The sequence below is a fragment of the Kitasatospora mediocidica KCTC 9733 genome (genome assembly GCF_000744225.1).
In the GTDB taxonomy this organism is placed as follows: domain Bacteria; phylum Actinomycetota; class Actinomycetes; order Streptomycetales; family Streptomycetaceae; genus Kitasatospora; species Kitasatospora mediocidica.
On record NZ_JQLN01000004.1, the window covers coordinates 1,194,298 to 1,210,767 of the forward strand.

Genomic DNA, 16,470 nt, shown 5'->3' on the forward strand with positions numbered 1-16,470 from the left:
AGGTGGGCATCCAATGACGGGCGCGCAAGCAGGGCAGCCCTGGCAGCTCTTCCTCAACTTCTACTCCGAAACCACAGGGGCGCTCGCCGACCCGTCCTCCGTCACCCTGGACATCACCTACGGTCAGCAGGTCGGCTTCGCGCCCGACGTCGGCGGCCCGTACACCTACTCAGGCGCCTCAGCCCCCACACAAGGGCACGTGTGGCGGTCTGGCGTCGGCCAGTACGCGTGCATATGGAACGTCCCGCCGGGCTCCCCGCAGGGCGTGTACGTCGCCAACTGGACGTGCCGCTACGGCAGCGGCACCTTCCTCGGAGTCGAGGATTTCACAGTCACCGGCGGAGTCCCGCTGCCCGTCCCCTCCGGAGACATCGGGTACTGGACCGGAGGCATCCTCTATGGCTCCCAGGCCGTGGAGTTCGGCCAGACAGACTCCAACGGCATCACCTGGATATGGCGGAAGATCGAAGGCTGGGACAGCCCTGACGTGCAGGGCTCAGGGGTCATCCCCCGCGCCGGCGACCACGGTGCATGGGCCTCACCCCAGTACTTCGCGGCCCGCACCCTGACACTCACCGTGACGGCGTCAGCCCCGACGCAGGCCCTGCGGGACATCGCCCGGACGGAGCTGCAGCAAGCCGTGCCGATCAGCGACCTCGCACAGCTGCGCTACGACGAGCCGGTCCCCAAGTTCGCGTGGATCCGCCGATCGGGGAAAGTCACCGAGGCTTATCCGACCCTCACCGACGTCACGTTCACGGTCGGCCTGGTCGCACCCGACCCGCGCAAGTACGGCACCGTACAACGGTCCATCAGCATCGGCCTGCTGCCGCCCGGCGCAGGCGGCAGCATGGTCGAGCCGTTCACCGTGCCGTTCTCCCTGTCGCCCGCGCCGCCACCGGGAACCTCGACCGCGACCAACGCCGGCTCATTCCCGTCCCCGCCGGTCGCCGTCGTTGCTGGCCCAATCGCCGGGCCGGCCCTGACGAACCTCAGCTCCGGGCAGAGCGTTTCCTGGCCCGGACTCACACTGAACGCCGGCGACGTCCTGGTGGTCGACTTCCTCAACAGGCAGGGCTACGTCAACCCGACGTCAGTGTCGTACAACCCCGGCATCCCCTCCACAGGCGGCACGTTCTGGCCCGCCGACGTCGGCTCCTCCTGGTGGCAACTCGCCGCCGGCAGCAACCAGGTCGCCTTCAGCGGCTCGGCCAGCACCGGGGCGACCGCATCGTTCTACTGGCACGACAGCTACGTGTAGGAGTAGGTATGGCAACCTCTGTGACGACGAGCCTGCCGATGTGGCTGGCAGGGTGCACATATGACGCCGACGGCGGCAATGACCTGCGGAACTCCGGCGTGAGCGCCTATTTCTACGATCCAGGTGTCGTGTCGGGCACCACGATCGGCCTGCTTGGCGGCGTGGTCGGTGGCGCAGGCCTGGCGGTGGCCGCCGGCTCTGGTATGACGGTGACCGCCGCGCCCGGAAGCTTCGTGGTCCCCAACACGGGGGCGCCGACGGCCGGCGGGTACGCCTCCACTCTCCCCTCGCAGGCAACCTTGACCGTACAGACGGCCGATCCCACGAACCCGCGCATCGACATCGTCGTGGCGAACGTCGTCGACAATGGCAACAGCACCTCGCTCGGCGAGGTGCAGATCATCACCGGCATCGCCGCGCCGTCGCCGTCGGCGCCATCCGCGCCGGCAAACAGCGTCACACTGGCGCAGCTATCGGTGCCAGCCGGGACGATGGCGATATCCAGCGGCTTGATTACCGACAAGCGCGTGTACACGACCACTACCGGCGGCATCGCGGTAGCGCCCAAGGGCAGCGTGACCGGCTACAACGGGCAGCTCGGGTACGACGCAGCGTCGGGCAGCTTCTACCACAACAGCGTCTCCGGGGCCCAGCAGATGCGCACCCTGCCGTGGGCGCCCATCACGCTGTTCAAGACCGTCGACGTGATCTCCACCAGCGGAGCCATCGTGACGGTGCTGTCAACGACGATCACCGTCGACGGCAGCACCGACATCGGCATCTACCTCAAAGCGACCGGCATCTACATGTCCGCGTCCCACGGCGAGTTCGCCTGCAACCTGCAGGCCTACATCGACAGCACCCTGCTCGATGAGATGGTCATTCTCAACACCGCCAGCGACGGCGTCGTCCGAGGCGGCGGCGCCTTCACCGCCTACACGGACCCCTCACAGGGCACCACGCCGTCGGCCGGCACCCACACGATCAGCTACAAGATGCAGGGCCTCGACTCGACCGGCTTCAACGTCACACTGCGCGGGGCCAGCTACTCTCCGTCGATCCTGCGGGTCTTCCCGGTCGCGGCCTGATGTCCATCTACACATACCTCGCCACCGACCTCATCAGCGGCCGCGTCCTCGCCGACACCCTGCCGCTCACCGTCCAGTCCTTCGGGATGCAACTCAACGGATCCGGCACCCTGACCGGCACACTCGCCCTCAACGAGCTGTACTCCGTGAACGCCCCCGCGGTCGCCGCACTGGAATGCCGCCGAGCGGTGCTCTGGGTACTGCAGGATGGCTACCCCGTGTGGGCCGGCGTGGTGTGGGACTGGCCGGACACGAGCCGCCACGAAGGCACGCTGCCGATCTCCGCTCACACGCTGGACAGCGTGTGGTCGCACCGGCTGATCACCGACACCATCGAGTACCGGGCCGTCGACCTGTACCAGGCGTTCATCGACCTCGTCACCTACGGCATGTCCAAGCAGTCCCCGTACATCGCCAGCTTCTCCCCCGCCGCCTCCCGGCCACCCGACTACCTAGCCATGGTCGCCACCAACGGGGCGGTCTCACGCCTCGTCACGCCCAGCGGCTCCGAGGCGATTCTCGGCGTGCCGTGGACCGCATCGCACACGTACTCCGACCTGACGCAGGTCTCCAGCGCCTGGGCCGACATGTGCGCCTCAGGAGCCCTGGAGTACGCGTTCGTCCCAGGCCTCGACGGCGCCGGCAACATGGTGGTGTTCCTGCGGCTCGGCTACCTGCAGTTGGGGCGCACCGCAGCGTCAAGCGGATACACGCTGACGTACCCCGGCAACGTCCTCGACTACGGCTACCAGCGCACGGGAAGCCAGTCCAGCAACTACGTGTGGGCCACCGCGCCACCCAACGGGGCTGCCCTGCAATGGGAGTCGGCGTATCCGCACGGCGCGGACCTCGCCGACCTCGCGTCGGGCTACCCGCTGATGGAGACCACAGTGACCTGGCAAGGGTCCGTCGTGACCTCCCAGGCCCAGATCGACGGATTCGCCGCCGGCCAGGTGATGATGCGCACCCAGGCCATGACACTGCCCGTCGTCAACGTGGGCGGCGGCGGCCGCCCACGGATCCGGGACATCATCCTCGGCGACACCACCACGCTGGTGGCCACCTCCCCACTGCATCCCCCACAGCCCAACGGCGCCCCCGGCCTGCAGCAGCAGGTACGGGTCATCGGGTGGACCGCCTACCCGCCCAAGCCGTCCCAGTCCGAGTACATCCAGCTCACTACCTCCGGAGTCATCTCCGGCTGAACGGGGGGAGACACGGTGCCTCTGCATCCGCCCTCCCTTGGGCAGCGGTTCGCCTCGGTGATGAAAGACCTCCAATTGCGAGTCACGAAGCTGGAGTCCCGTACCGCGTCCATCGACTCCGGCTGGCCGCTCGCCGTACTGCCCGCCGTTGTCGACGCCGGCTACACGACGGGCGACCCGCAGGTCTACATCAACGGCGCCACGGCCCTGTCAGGCCCCTATCAGTACCTCTCCTCATACACCCCCGCCGCCGGCGACAACGTCCTCGTCGCGCCCGTCGGCGTCACCAGGACCTACGTCGTCCTCGGCAAACTCGCCTGACTGGAGGCTGCGGTGACTGCGAACGTCTACGGCGTGACCCTGACGGACCTGCTCGGCTGGATCAACGTCCAGTCGATGCCGTACGGCGCGAAGGGCGACGGTGTCACCGATGACACTGCCGCCCTGCAGGCCGCTCTCAGCGCGGCCGGCTCCAGCGGTGTGGTCTATTTCCCGGCCGGAACCTACATGATCTCCTCCGCCCTGGCAGTGCCAAGCAGCGTGACCCTCCTCGGATCCGGTTTCAACACGACGGTCATCAAGCAGACCTCGACGACCGCGAACGGCTTCACGGCGACGAGCACGACGGCGCTGAAGATCAGCGACTTGCAGGTCTACGGTCCGTCCAGCGGCAGCGGCATGGGCATCTTCATCTCCGGTTCGCCCACCAGCTACGTGTACCTGCGGAACGTGAGGGTGGCGCACTTCGGGTCGGATGGCATCAACGTCGTCGACCCGATCATCTCGCGTTTCGATGACACCATCTCCGCGCTCAACGGCGGCCACGGCTTCAACGTCGGCGGCGCCACCAGCGCGACGGGCGGCACCAGTTGCTCGTTCACCGCCTGCTACGGGCTCGGGAACGCCCAGGCGGGCTTCTACCTGAACAACCTGCAGTACTCGAACCTGTCGGGCTGCGGCAGCGACACCAACGGCACGGGCTATTACCTGAACGCGTGCGTGTGCGTGACTCTCACCGGGTGCGGAGCGGAGTCCTCGCAGGTCAATACGGCCCCGTACGTCGGTAACTCGTTCGTGGTCAACGGCGGCTACGGCAACTCGATCATCAGCGCCTTCGTCTACCAGAACCCGGCGATCTCATACTGGGTGACGGGCAGCGCCACGAAGATCATGATGTTCGCCTGCTCAGACAACGGCCCCACCGGAACCGCCACCAACTCGATCAAGGTGGATTCCAACTCGCAGGCAACCATCACCGCCCCCGTCACCACATCCCCGGTCAGCTACTCAAGCACCTCCCAGCTACTGAACGACGGCAGCGGAAACCTGCAGACCTGGGGCCAGATACTGGCAAAGACATCCGGAACAATCGCGCTCGCCGCCATGCAGAGCGGCACGGCCAGCAACATCAACTGGATCGTCACCAACACCGGCCAAGTCCAGTTCGGCTCCGGCTCGGCAACCGTCGACACCCAGATCGCCCGCACAGCGGCAGGCGCCCTCGCGATCACCAACCGCACCACAGCGCACGGCGCAGCCCTCGCCGTCGACGGGCCGATCACCAACACCGGCAGCACCGCATCCGGCGCGGTCCTTGGGATCAGCAACGCCACCAGCGCACCCACCACCGCGAACGCGACGATCACGTCCGCCGCCTCGACGGACAAGACCCTCGCGCTGCAGGCCAGCGGCGACACGGTGCCGCGCCTCTCCTCTGATGCCACCGGCAAGCTGCAGTGGGGCCCGGGCGGGTCCACCGCCCTGGACACCGACCTGTACCGGTCCGGCGTCGGCGCCCTGGCCACCGACGGATCCCTCGCGGTCGGCACCAGCCTGACCGTCAACGGCGCGCCCGCACCCGGCGCGACCTGGCTGCCAGCCGACCTGGGATTCATCGGGTGGACGTACGACCCGAGCGGCACTACCAACACCACGCTGACCGTGTCCGGCACCGTCTACCTCGCACGCGTGCCCGTCCGTACCGCCCAGACGATCAGCAAACTCGCGATCGGCATCACCACCGCCGCCGCGACGGCGACCGCCAACCAGAGCTACCTCGGCCTGTACAGCAGCGCGGGCACGCTGGTGGCGTCCACCGCGGCGGGCGCCCTCGACACGCTGATCACGTCCGCCGGGATCCTCAATGTGGCCGTCGCGACACCGTACGCTGCCGCGGCGGGCTACTACTGGGTGGCCTTCGTCAACAACGCCACGACGGCCGCGACCGTCGCCCGCGCGAGCGGCGTGTCCCTGTCGATCTCCAACGGCGGCGCGGCCGCCTCCAGCTTCCGGTACGCCGCCAACGGCACCTCCCAGACGAGCCTGCCAGGCAGCATCACCCCCGGCTCGAACACCGTCTCCGGCGCCACCACGATGTGGGCAGCCGTCAGCTGACCGCAAGCACCCAACCCTCCGCCCCGCCAGCGTGCGGGGCTTTCGCATGCCTGGAGGCACCATGACTACCCGCTATCCGCTCGGTCGCTTGGTCGAGCACGACCCCCGTTCGCTCGCGTACGCGCACGGCGTGCTGCCCAAGTCCGCGATCAGCAGCGTGGATTGGACGCGCAGGGCCCCGATCCTCGACCAGGGACAGCTCGGCTCGTGCACAGGGAACGCGGCCACGGGCGCACTCGGTACGGACTCGGCCGGCCGGACCGCGAGCACCTCGGTGACCGTCAGCGCTGCGGGCGCAACAGCGTCGCACGGCCTGTTCACCGCCGGCCAGCACGTCCTCGACGAGGCGTTCGCGGTCGCCCTGTACTCCCTCGCGACGCTGCTGGACGGAATTCCCGGCCAGTACCCGCCCACCGACACCGGCTCTTCCGGCATCGGCGTCGCGAAGGCCCTGCAGGCGCTGGGCCTCGCGCAGTCCTACACGCACGCGTTCAGCCTCGCTGCCCTCAACTCGGCGCTGCAGCAGGGCCCGGTGCTGATCGGCATCGAGTGGCTCAACAGCATGTTCAACCCCGCCTCGGACGGGCGGATCCCCGTCGACCAGACGTCTGGTGTCGCCGGCGGCCACGAACTGGAGCTGTGCCGCTTCGACGCGACCGCGGGAGAGTACTGGATCGCCAACAGCTGGGGGACCTCGTGGGGGCAGGCCGGGTGCGGCTACCTGACGGCCGCGGACCTTACGTGGCTGCTGTCCCAGCAGGGTGACGTCACCATCCCGGCCTGGGTGAGCGCGCCGACGCCGACCCCCACTCCTGTGCCGACGCCGGCCCCGGTGACGGCGCAGCAGCTCGCCACCGGGATCCGCAACTACCTCACGTCGCAGGGGGTCTGATGGCCCTCGCCGACCTCACCGCCCTGGACGTACACAAGACCGGCGGGTTCCCGCCCGGCTACCCGACGGCGGTCCGTACGTTCTACAGCCCCGTCGACGACGTCCACGGAGCACTGCGGGACCTCGTCGCCTCTGCCCAGCGCTCCCTCGCCATCGCGATGTACGGGTTTGACGACCCGGAGCTCGCCGACATCATCAAGGCGAAGCTCGCCGACCCGACGCTCGTCGTTCAGCTCACGCTGGACTCTTCGCAGGCGGGGGGCGTCCACGAGCGGGAGATCCTCACCCACGAGGCCTACCCAGCGAGTTCGGTCGCTGTCGGTCGCTCCGAGCGGGGACAGATCATGCATCTCAAGGAGGTCGTCGTCGATGGCCTCGACACGCTCACCGGGTCAACGAACTGGTCAGCGTCCGGTGAAGGTCTGCAGGACAACGCCCTGGTGGTGATCCGGGATCCGCTGGTCGCTGCCGAGGCTCGGGCTCGAATCGACGCGATCCACGTGCACATGCTGGCCGCCAAGGCGGCGAAGGGGGTCTCGTCGTGAAGCGCATCAACGCAGGCGTCGACCGGGTTCTCGCCACGGTGGAGCGCCTGGCGATCGGCCGGTGGCACATCCTCGCGCTGCTGTTCCTCGGCGCCGGCCTGCTGACGCAGGGCCACAATCAGTCGTTCGAGCTGATCGGCGGGAACTACACCAACGTCATCTCGGCAACGGTGTCGCTGCTGGTCCTCGCGGAGCAGAAGGCGTCCGAGGCGCGGCAGGCCAGCCGGCACGAGGACCTGAAGGAGCACGTCACCACTGCGGTCGCACAGGACGAGGAGGACTCCCCGTGACGCGCACGATGTACGACAGCGTCAGCGTCTCCAGCCTGCCGGCGGACGCGACGATGGTCGCCGGGTACGCCGACGGCCTGTACGCCAACCTGACCGCAATGCGGGCCCGGTTCCCGCACGCCACGGTCGTGTCGATCGCGGTCCGGTACACCACCCGCGCCCAGGTTCTCGACGTGGAGACGGGGGATGCCACCCCGGCGCAGGCGGTGGTGTGGTGCCGGCAGACGATGGCGGACACCCCCAACAGCCAGCTCACGGTGTACTGCAACACCAGCACGTGGCCAGCGGTCCGGGCCGCCCTCGCTGCGGCCGGCGAATCCCCCCCGCAGTACTGGGTCGCGCAGTACGACGGCGTCGCGAGCATCCCTGGCGGCGCGATCGCGAAGCAGTACCGGACCACGCCGGGCTGGGACGCGAGCATCGTCGCCGACTACTGGCCCGGCGTCGACGCGGCCCCCACACCCGCACCCCCCAGCCCCCCACCTGTACCGCCGGAGGACATCGTGACACCTGAGGACATCGCCGCGGTCGCTGCGGCCGCCGCCACCGCCGTGTGGAACCACACCGAGCCCGACCCGTTGTCGGGCGGCACCGCCCGCATGGGCACGGTCCAGGCGTGGCGCGACCAGGTCGCGCAGAACAAGACCAGCGAGTTGGAGCGGCAGATCGCCGCGAGCACCGCTGCGATCACCGCCCTCGTCAACCAGCTCGGCGCCCAGCACGGCACTGTCGACACGGCGGCTGTCGTCGCCGCGGTGCAGGCCGCGATCGCCGCCGCGGTCGTGCACGTGGACGTCAACGTGACCGGGCCGACCGCTGCGTGAGGTGGCGCACTGAGCCGCCAGGAGGTCGCCCGTGACTGAGCTGCTCGGCCCCGGCGCCATCCAAGGCGGCGCCGCGGCGATCGTCGTCATCGTGATCCTCCTCGTCCTGAAAGGCAAGCTGGTGCCGCGGGCCCAGGTCGACGACCTCCGCGCGGACCGGGACGCCCGGATCGCCGCCATCACCGAGGAGCGGGACACGTGGCGCCGCGCTTTCCTGACCAGCGAGGAGGCCCGTCACGTGGCGCAGGCACAGGTCGGGGAGCTCCTGGAGACGTCCCGCACGATGGAGCATCTGCTGCGGTCCCTACCTAGGCCCGGGCAGGGGGTGGGGCATGCTCCGGCGGATCGCGGCGTGGTGTCGTAGGGGTGGTGCGCGGGTGGTTCGGGTGTCGTTGACGCGGCAGGTGCCGAAGCCGTCGCCGGGGCAGCGGGAGGCGTCGAAGGCGCTGTACGAGACGGAGTGCGCGCGGGATGCGGTACGGGAGCTGGGGCCGCAGGTCACTGAGGCGGCGGCCAAGATGGAGGCCTTCCGAACCCGGAACCACTTCGCGGAGATGATCAAAGCGTCGTTCGAAGGGAGTTCCTGATGGTTGATCCCTTGTCCTTCGACTGGTCCCAGGACGCCAACCTGTCCGCGTCCGCTTTAATCTTCTTCGCCTGCACCCGCACCGTCATCACCTACCACCGCCGGGCCCCATGGCGGTCCTCCCGGATCGGCCGGCACATCGTCACCGTCACCGCGTCCGTCGGGCTGCTCGGCCTGTACACCGTCGTGGTGACACTGTGGCCCGGGACTCTGCTGGCGCTGCGGGTGGTCCGTACCGTGCTGCTGGTGGTGCTGGCGTACAGCATGCACGTGCGGGCCCGACTGGTGATCGACGCGCAGCGGGAGATCGAGCCACCACCGGGCGAGAAGGCCTGAACGACGTAGTGCTGCCCCTCACTCAGCTTCGTGCTGGGTGGGGGGCGTTTCGTCATGCCCGGCATCACTTTGCGGGCACCCGCAAAGTGATCAAGGGCGGCCGCTCACCCCTAGGCAGACCCGACTACGCTGCCCGTCATGACGATCCGCGCCGTGGTCTTCGACATCGGAGAGACCATCACCTCCGACACCCGCTACTGGGCCGACTGGGCCCACTGGCTCCAAGTACCTCAGCACACCATGTCCGCGCTCGTCGGCGCCGTCGTCGCCCAAGGCCTCGACAACGCCGAAGCGATCCGCCTCATCAAGCCCGGCGCGGACGTACCCGCCGAATGGGCTGCACGCCGAGCCGCCGGCCGCGACGAGTACCTCGACGAGTCGGACCTGTACCCCGATGTACGGCCTGCCCTCCAGCGGCTGCGCGACGCGGGGATCTGGGTCGGGATTGCCGGGAACCAGAACGCCCGCGTCAACCAGCTCCTGCAGGATCTGCGGCTGCCGGCGGACGCGATCGCGACCTCCGCCGAATGGGGCGTCGCCAAACCCAACCGGGCGTTCTTCGACATGGTCGCGGCCTGGGCCCCCGCCGAGCACTGTCACGAAATCGTGTACGTCGGCGACCACCCCGCCAACGACATCACCCCCGCCCGCAACGCAGGACTCCGCACCGCACACCTACGCCGCGGCCCCATCGGCCACCTCCAGGCCGACCACCCCGAAGCCCAAGCCGCCGACTGGAACGTCAACACCCTCACGGAGCTCGCCGACCAGCTCACCGCCAACCGGTAGGCGCGCTACCGTCTTCCGCATGCCCGGAACCACCGCCGCCGACCTTGGCCGCCGGATCGCCACCATCCGCCACGCCCGCGGCCTCACCCAAGACCAGCTCGCCACCACGGCGCTCGTCTCACCCAGCACGATCCGCAAAATCGAGCAGGGCCGACGCGCCCCCAGCGACGACGTCCTCCACGCCATCGCCACCGCCCTCGGCACCACCCCCGACCACCTCCTCGAAGGCCCGGGGCACACCGACAGCCGCGTCCACGCCGCGATCCCCGCGATCCGGGCCGTCATCGCCACGTACGACCTGCCCGACGCAGTGCCGCTCCGCCCGCTCGGACAGCTCGCCACCGCCGTGCAGGTCGTCGTAGGGCAACGCGTGAACGCGGAATACGCCCGCCTCACCGCCAACATTGCGCCGCTCCTCGCCGAGCTTCAGTACGCCGTCCAGCAGCACAACGGGGCAGACCGCCAGCAGGCCGCCACGCTCCTCGCCGCCACCTACCGGGCCGCCGACGCCGCCGCGTACAAGCACGGCCACACCGACCTGTCGGGGCGCCTCGTCGAGCTGATCCGCTGGGCCGCCGACATTGCCGAAGACCCCGCCCTACGGGCCGCCGCCGCGTACGTCCGCACCGAGACGTTCTTCGCCAGCCGGATACTCCCCGCCGGCCTACGAGCCCTCCAGACCGCCATCGACGACGCGCCAGCACCCAACACCGAACAACTCCAAGCCGCCATCGGCGCCCTCCACATGCGCGCAGCCGTCGTCGCCGGCCGCATGCACGACCCCGATACCGCCCACACCCACCTCGCCGAAGCCGCCACCCTCACCACCAACATCCGCGAAGGGATCTACCACGGCACCGCCGTCGGCCCCGACTCCCTCCAAATCCACCGCCTCGCCGTCGCCGTCGAACTCGGCGACGCCCCCGGCCTCAACACCGCGGTCCGCGCCGCCAGCACCTGGCAACCACCACGCGACCTACCGTCAGAACGCCGCTCCCACTACTACATCGACCTGGCGCGCGCCCAGATGCAGCTCGGCCGCCGCCAGCACGCCCGGGAGTCCCTGCAAGTAGCCCGCCGGATCGCCCCGCAGCACGTCCGCGAGCACGGCCAGGTCCGGGCCGAGCTCGCGACCCTCGTCCGGCTCGACCGCACCAGGGACGAACAGCTCCTCGCGTTCGCACGGTGGGCCCGCGCCATCTGACGGTGACACACACTGTGTCACCCGGCCCCCCTTCACGCCGCCATGATCGAGGACGTGACAGCGAACCAGGAATCCCCCGACGCTGAACCGCCCATCCAGGACGCCATCAGCCCCGTACGCCTCCACGGCGAAGCCTGCATCCACTGCGGCACCACCGACGGCCCCCTCGCCCCCGCCGGCCACCGGTACACGCCGGCCGGTAGCACCCAGCTCGGCTGGCCCGTCGTCGCCTGCCCCGAGCACGCGCACCTGGAGGCCGGCCAATGATCAACCAGCAGCCTGCCCTCTCCGTCCACTACGACCCCGAGCACGACAGCTGGGGCATCCGCGCATCACACCCCGCCGCCGAACCCGGCCCGTGGATCAGCGACCAGCGCTGGCACATCCACACCGACGCATGGCTCCACAAGAGGAAGCTCCTCGATGCGGCCAGGGGCAGCCAGTGAACGCGGAGCCCCGACTCGTCTCCGGGATCTGCCAGGACTGCGGCGCCTGGACCGCCGGCCGGTTCGTCAGGGCCATCCCGGCGAACAGCGGGCCTGGCGTCGACGTCGTCACGCACGGCATCGGGACCTGCCCGAAGCCGCGCCGTCAGCGCCCAGCGGTCCCTGGCGGCCTGTCATCCGGTAGGAGCCGTGCTGACGGCACGTCGAGGCCGTAGGCGATCCGGGCGAGCTGGTCGACGCTGATCGGGTAGTGGCCATTCTCGGCCCGGCTGATCGTCTTCACGTCGACGCCGATCCGCTCGGCAAGCTGCAGCTGGCTCAGGCCCCGCTGGTGACGGAGTGTGCGGATGCGCTCGCCGACGTCCCAGCGGTGTCGCTGGAGCCATGCGGGGAGATCATCATCGGCGGGCACCCGTCAACGCTGGTCGATTGATCATCGCGGAGTCTGTACCACATGTGGTAGATCTGAGCGGGATTGCCAGTCAGCAACCACCATCAATGTCCTCATTTAACCCATCCGACCCACATGTCCACTAGCTCCCCACTCCAGTCGAACAGCCGATAACAGGTCGGCGACGGCCGTAGCCCTACGAACGGTCATATGCCAAGGTGAAGAGGCCGGAAGCGCACTTCCGCTTCCCACTCCGCGCCCACCCCACGTCGAACAAAAACACCATTCCGCCACACCACCCCCCAAGCACGGCGGAATAACCGGCGCGACTCCCCCGCGCCCCCGCGGCGTCAGCGCACACCCGCGGGGAACACAAAGCGCACCTGGATCTCCGTTGAACCACCCTCACGAACTGGCCCCCTCGAACCGGTGCCTGCGCTCACAGGCTCAGCAGATGCGCCTCCGGCTCGCCAAGTCCCGACTGGAGCAGACCCTCACGGCTGACCTGGGCGCACAGGAGCCGGCCACGCTGCTCTTCATCGTCGACAGGCTGAGTCACGCACTGGAGGATGTGATCAAGCTCGTAGAGGAAGGCTGTTCAGACGGCCCTCAGGCCAGCTAGCCCCTGCCCAGCGCGCATCTCTGACATGTCGTCCAATGCAGAAACTGTTATCGAAGAGCCGCACCACGATCCGCACGCTGTCGCGCAGCGCCCGGGCCTCCAGCGCCGCCTCCAGGTTGACCGCGTCGTCGTTGGTCACCGCGACCACCGCCCGGCTGTGCTGCGCCCGGGCCCGGCGCAGCTGGTCCTCCAGCGGGCCCTCACCGACCAGGACGGGTATCCCCAGCGCCCGCACCGCCGCGATCCCGCGCGCCTGCGGATCGCGCTCCACACAGGCCACCGGCACCCCGAACTCCCGCATCAGGGTGGCCACCCTGGTCCCGACGTTGCCGAGCCCGACCACCACCACGTGCTGGCGCAGGCCCGCACTCGGGCTCTTCGGCAGCCCGCGCCGCCCGGAGGCGAGGATCTCGACCATGATCGCGGTGGCCACCGGGACGAAGGTGATGCCGCAGAAGGTGATGACCACCTGCGCCACCCGCTGCCAGCCGCCGCCGGTCCCGCCGGTCGGGTCGCCGTACTGGTCCGGCTGGGCGGCTCCGGCCATGTCGAGCAGGGTGACGTAGACCGTCCAGCCGAAGTCCCGGTTGAAGTACCAGACGACGCCGAACGAGGCGGCGATGGCCGCGAAGGCGGTGAAGAGCACCAGCCGGATCCGGGCGCTGGTGAAGTAGCGCAGGGTGTCGAGCAGGCGGTATCTCAGCCGGGAGGGCCAGGAGACCCACAGCGGCGGTTCGGTGGCCAGCGTCTGCAACACGGCCACACTGCCGTCGTCGCCCGCCTCCTGACCCGCCGTCCGCATGCCCACCGCGATCGGGCCGCCCTCGCCGAAGGCGTTGGCCAGGCGGATGAAGTCACCGGAGGCGGGCCCGGTGTCCGGCAGCAGGCGCAGCCGGGTCAGGTCCTGACGGTCTATCCGGTCGGCGGCCACGCACAGGTGGCCGGCGGTGATGTCGGCGTCGTACGCGACGTAGAGGAAACGGTCGCCCACCTGGACGGAGTTGGGGCGGGCCAACGCGCCGTTGGCGAAGGCGGGCGCGGCGGTGGCGGAGCCGGAGAGCGCGGCGCAGTTCTTCAGCAGCTTCTGGATCTGTTCGCCGAGCCGCTGGTTGTACATCCGCAGCACGATCCGGATCTCCGGGTTGCAGCCCTGGGCGCTGAGCGCGGCATGGATGTTGGCCTGGTCGTCACCGTCCACCAGCGCGATACCGCGCGCGGTCCCCGCACAGGCCTCCCGCAACGCCTCCTCGGTGACGCCGCTGTACTCCAGGACGGCGGTGACGCCGTCGAGCCGCTCGATCCGGGGCGCGTGGTCACGGTTGCGGTCGGGCACGATCGCCAACACCGGTACCTCGTAGTGCTCGACGAGTTCGAGGATCAGCCGATGGGCCAGGGCGTTGCCGCCACACACGATGTAGTGGTCGCTGTATACGACCGGCTGGAGCGCCTCACTGACCGGCGGCGCCCCCCGTCCTGCCTCTGTCATAGCTCTGGATGCTACTGGCGATCGGTCGTCGAGGAGCCGGATCATCATCTTGAACCTGTTCGGCGGGCTGCGTAGAGTCGGTGTCGCGAGCCAATTGAACACGTTCAAGACCGCCGCGAAGGAGCGCATCCATGCGACTGACCGCATCGCCGACCTTCAGCTACGTCGAAGTCGGCGCCGTCACCCGACCCGGCCCGCTGCCCGCCGGCTACCACCACCTGCGCCGGGAGGCGTTGATCGGCTACGGCCGCGACGTCCTGGAGGCGGCCGGCGAGGCCGTCACCACGCTGCGGATGCACCGCGCCGCCGGGGTCCGGGTGCGCACCGGGCTGGGACCGGGCGCGCCGCGCGTGACGGCGGGCACCGAGGTGGTGTGCGGGATCGGGTTCGGGCCGCTGCGCCTCGACGCGCCGTGCCGGGTGGTCTGGTGCGGCCACGAGGCGGACCGGATCGGCTTCTCGTACGGCACCCGGCCCGGCCACCCCGAATGCGGCGAGGAGTCGTTCGTCGTCGACCTGCGGGCGGACGGCTCGGTCTGGTTCACCGTCACTGCCTTCAGCCGGCCGGGCCGTTGGTACACCAGGATGGCCGGGCCGATCGTCCCGCTCTTCCAGCGCGCGTACGCCTGGCGCTGCGCGAGCACCCTGCGCCGGCTGGCGGCCGGCTGATCCCCGAGCAGCCGACCCCACGTCATGTCCCCTACCTAGACGACCTCCTGACAACCCGTGGTCGATCTGCTTAGCTGATCGACGTCCGGAAGTCGGCGCCGTGCGCACTGCGCCAGCGCGCCCACCCCAGGAGGCCGTCCGATGGAACCGTCCGTGGAGCCCGACCGCTGTCCGTTCGCCATCGACCTCACCGGCCGCGACATCCACGGCGAGGCGGCCCGTATCCACCAGGACGGACCGGTGGCCAGGGTGGAGCTCCCGGGCGGCGTGGTCGCCTGGTCGGTGGGCAGCCAGGCGCTGGTCAAGCAGCTGCTGACCGACCCCCGGGTCTCCAAGAACGCCCGGGAGCACTGGACCGCCTTCCGCAACGGCGAGATCGGCCCCGACTGGCCGCTCTACGTCTGGGTCGCGGTGGAGAACATGTTCACCGCCTACGGCAGCGAGCACCGCCGCCTGCGCACGCTGCTCTCCGGCGCGTTCACCGTCCGGCGCACCGAGGCGATGCGCCCGCGGATCGAGCAGATCGTCACCGAGCTGCTGGACGGCCTCGAGGCGACCGAGCCCGGCGCCGCCGCGGACCTGCGCGAGGGATACGCGTACCCGATCCCGATCCAGGTGATCTGCGAGCTGTTCGGCGTCCCGGACGAGCTGCGCGAGGGCATGCGGACCTGCGTGGACGCCTTCTTCGCCACCACGACCACCCCGGAGGCCGCCCAGGCCAACGTGGTCGAGATGTACCGCATCCTCGGCGAACTGGTCGCGCTCAAGCGCAAGGAACCGGCCGAGGACCTGACCAGCCTGCTGATCGCCGCCCGGGCCGACGAGGAGGACGGCGCGGGCGCCCAGCTCAGCGAGGCCGAACTGATCGACACCCTGATGCTGATGGTCAGCGCCGGCCACGAGACCACCGTCAACCTGCTGGACAACGCCATCCACCTGCTGCTCACCCACCCCGAACAACTGGCCCTGGTCCGCGCGGGGAAGGCGTCCTGGAACGACGTGATCGAGGAGACCCTACGGGTACGGGCTCCCGTGGCCAGCCTGCCGCTGCGCTACGCGGTGGAGGACATCCAGGCCGGCGACGTGCTGATCCGCAAGGGCGAGGCGATCCTGATCGGCTACGCCGCCGTCGGCCGCGATCCGCAGGCCCACCCGGACCGGCCGGAGGCGTTCGACCTGCTGCGTCCCGGCAAGGAGCACCTCTCCTTCGGCCATGGCGTGCACTTCTGCGCGGGTGCGCCGCTGGCCCGGCTGGAGGCGGCGATCGCCCTGCCGGCCCTCTTCGAGCGGTTCCCGCAGCTCAGCCTGGCCGAGGGCGACCTCGGACACGTCGAGTCCTTCATCTCCAACGGCCACCTGACGCTCCCCGCGGTGCTCCGCCCGGCGGCCGGCTGACCCGGCCAGCACAGGGCCGGGGCCCCGCCAACCGCCGCCCCGCCGGTC

20 protein-coding genes are annotated in these 16,470 nt (G+C 69.7%); 18 read left to right on the forward strand and 2 right to left on the reverse strand.

From position 1 onward, the window contains the following. Positions 1–13: 13 nt before the first annotated feature. From BS80_RS37685 to BS80_RS12785, 16 genes are all read left to right on the forward strand, one after another. Positions 14–1,261, forward strand: a complete 1,248-nt coding sequence (locus BS80_RS37685; RefSeq protein WP_051966513.1) for a phage tail family protein — start codon at positions 14–16, stop codon at positions 1,259–1,261. Positions 1,262–1,269: 8 nt separating this feature from the next. Beyond that, the gene (locus BS80_RS12715) at positions 1,270–2,349 is read left to right on the forward strand and encodes a hypothetical protein (protein ID WP_157536219.1); all 1,080 of its coding nucleotides are present in this window, start codon (positions 1,270–1,272) and stop codon (positions 2,347–2,349) included. Then, positions 2,349–3,554, forward strand: a complete 1,206-nt coding sequence (locus BS80_RS12720; protein WP_035796515.1) for a hypothetical protein — start codon at positions 2,349–2,351, stop codon at positions 3,552–3,554. Before BS80_RS12715 ends, BS80_RS12720 begins: the two co-directional genes overlap by 1 nt. Positions 3,555–3,629: 75 nt before the next feature. Next, the gene (locus BS80_RS12725) at positions 3,630–3,875 is read left to right on the forward strand and encodes a hypothetical protein (protein WP_035796518.1); all 246 of its coding nucleotides are present in this window, start codon (positions 3,630–3,632) and stop codon (positions 3,873–3,875) included. A 12-nt stretch (positions 3,876–3,887) separates the two neighbouring features. Beyond that, positions 3,888–5,948, forward strand: a complete 2,061-nt coding sequence (locus BS80_RS12730; RefSeq protein ID WP_035796524.1) for a glycosyl hydrolase family 28-related protein — start codon at positions 3,888–3,890, stop codon at positions 5,946–5,948. A gap of 61 nt (positions 5,949–6,009) precedes the next feature. Further along, complete coding sequence (locus BS80_RS12735; protein WP_198045501.1) at positions 6,010–6,840, forward strand: C1 family peptidase; 831 nt, start codon at positions 6,010–6,012, stop codon at positions 6,838–6,840. Beyond that, the gene (locus tag BS80_RS12740) at positions 6,840–7,385 is read left to right on the forward strand and encodes a phospholipase D-like domain-containing protein (RefSeq protein WP_035796528.1); all 546 of its coding nucleotides are present in this window, start codon (positions 6,840–6,842) and stop codon (positions 7,383–7,385) included. Before BS80_RS12735 ends, BS80_RS12740 begins: the two co-directional genes overlap by 1 nt. Next, on the forward strand, positions 7,382–7,675 hold the full coding sequence (locus BS80_RS12745; RefSeq protein ID WP_035796529.1) for a hypothetical protein: 294 nt from the start codon (positions 7,382–7,384) through the stop codon (positions 7,673–7,675). Before BS80_RS12740 ends, BS80_RS12745 begins: the two co-directional genes overlap by 4 nt. After that, on the forward strand, positions 7,672–8,499 hold the full coding sequence (locus tag BS80_RS41835; protein ID WP_051966514.1) for a hypothetical protein: 828 nt from the start codon (positions 7,672–7,674) through the stop codon (positions 8,497–8,499). The genes BS80_RS12745 and BS80_RS41835 overlap by 4 nt, the downstream gene beginning before the upstream one ends. 31 nt (positions 8,500–8,530) lie before the next feature. Further along, positions 8,531–8,863 (forward strand): hypothetical protein, encoded by a 333-nt coding sequence (locus tag BS80_RS12755; protein WP_035796532.1) that lies wholly within the window; start codon positions 8,531–8,533, stop codon positions 8,861–8,863. Beyond that, complete coding sequence (locus tag BS80_RS44260; protein ID WP_456298576.1) at positions 8,832–9,086, forward strand: DUF7620 family protein; 255 nt, start codon at positions 8,832–8,834, stop codon at positions 9,084–9,086. The genes BS80_RS12755 and BS80_RS44260 overlap by 32 nt, the downstream gene beginning before the upstream one ends. Beyond that, complete coding sequence (locus BS80_RS12765) at positions 9,086–9,421, forward strand: putative phage holin (RefSeq protein WP_035796536.1); 336 nt, start codon at positions 9,086–9,088, stop codon at positions 9,419–9,421. The genes BS80_RS44260 and BS80_RS12765 overlap by 1 nt, the downstream gene beginning before the upstream one ends. 138 nt (positions 9,422–9,559) lie before the next feature. Further along, the gene (locus BS80_RS12770) at positions 9,560–10,210 is read left to right on the forward strand and encodes an HAD family hydrolase (RefSeq protein WP_198045502.1); all 651 of its coding nucleotides are present in this window, start codon (positions 9,560–9,562) and stop codon (positions 10,208–10,210) included. Between the two features lie 19 nt (positions 10,211–10,229). Further along, positions 10,230–11,414 carry a helix-turn-helix domain-containing protein gene (locus BS80_RS12775; protein ID WP_035796539.1) on the forward strand — a complete coding sequence of 395 codons (1,185 nt, stop codon included), beginning with the start codon at positions 10,230–10,232 and terminating at the stop codon, positions 11,412–11,414. Positions 11,415–11,468: 54 nt separating this feature from the next. Continuing rightward, entirely contained in the window at positions 11,469–11,681 is a 213-nt protein-coding gene (locus tag BS80_RS12780) for a hypothetical protein (protein ID WP_157536221.1), read from the forward strand. Continuing rightward, positions 11,678–11,860 (forward strand): hypothetical protein, encoded by a 183-nt coding sequence (locus tag BS80_RS12785; RefSeq protein WP_035796546.1) that lies wholly within the window; start codon positions 11,678–11,680, stop codon positions 11,858–11,860. The genes BS80_RS12780 and BS80_RS12785 overlap by 4 nt, the downstream gene beginning before the upstream one ends. 145 nt (positions 11,861–12,005) lie before the next feature. Here BS80_RS12785 and BS80_RS12790 read toward each other — a convergent pair whose 3' ends face one another. Together BS80_RS12790 and BS80_RS12795 are read right to left on the reverse strand one after the other, a co-directional pair. After that, positions 12,006–12,272 carry a helix-turn-helix domain-containing protein gene (locus BS80_RS12790; RefSeq protein ID WP_051966515.1) on the reverse strand — a complete coding sequence of 89 codons (267 nt, stop codon included), beginning with the start codon at positions 12,270–12,272 and terminating at the stop codon, positions 12,006–12,008. Between the two features lie 554 nt (positions 12,273–12,826). Next, the gene (locus tag BS80_RS12795) at positions 12,827–14,359 is read right to left on the reverse strand and encodes an NAD-binding protein (protein ID WP_198045503.1); all 1,533 of its coding nucleotides are present in this window, start codon (positions 14,357–14,359) and stop codon (positions 12,827–12,829) included. Between the two features lie 131 nt (positions 14,360–14,490). Between BS80_RS12795 and BS80_RS12800 the strand changes: the two genes are divergently transcribed. Both BS80_RS12800 and BS80_RS12805 read left to right on the forward strand, forming a co-directional pair. After that, positions 14,491–15,027: a DUF1990 family protein gene (locus BS80_RS12800; RefSeq protein WP_035796552.1), complete on the forward strand. Its 537-nt coding sequence runs from the start codon at positions 14,491–14,493 to the stop codon at positions 15,025–15,027. Positions 15,028–15,168: 141 nt separating this feature from the next. Next, positions 15,169–16,422, forward strand: a complete 1,254-nt coding sequence (locus BS80_RS12805) for a cytochrome P450 family protein (protein ID WP_051966516.1) — start codon at positions 15,169–15,171, stop codon at positions 16,420–16,422. Positions 16,423–16,470 lie beyond the last annotated feature (48 nt).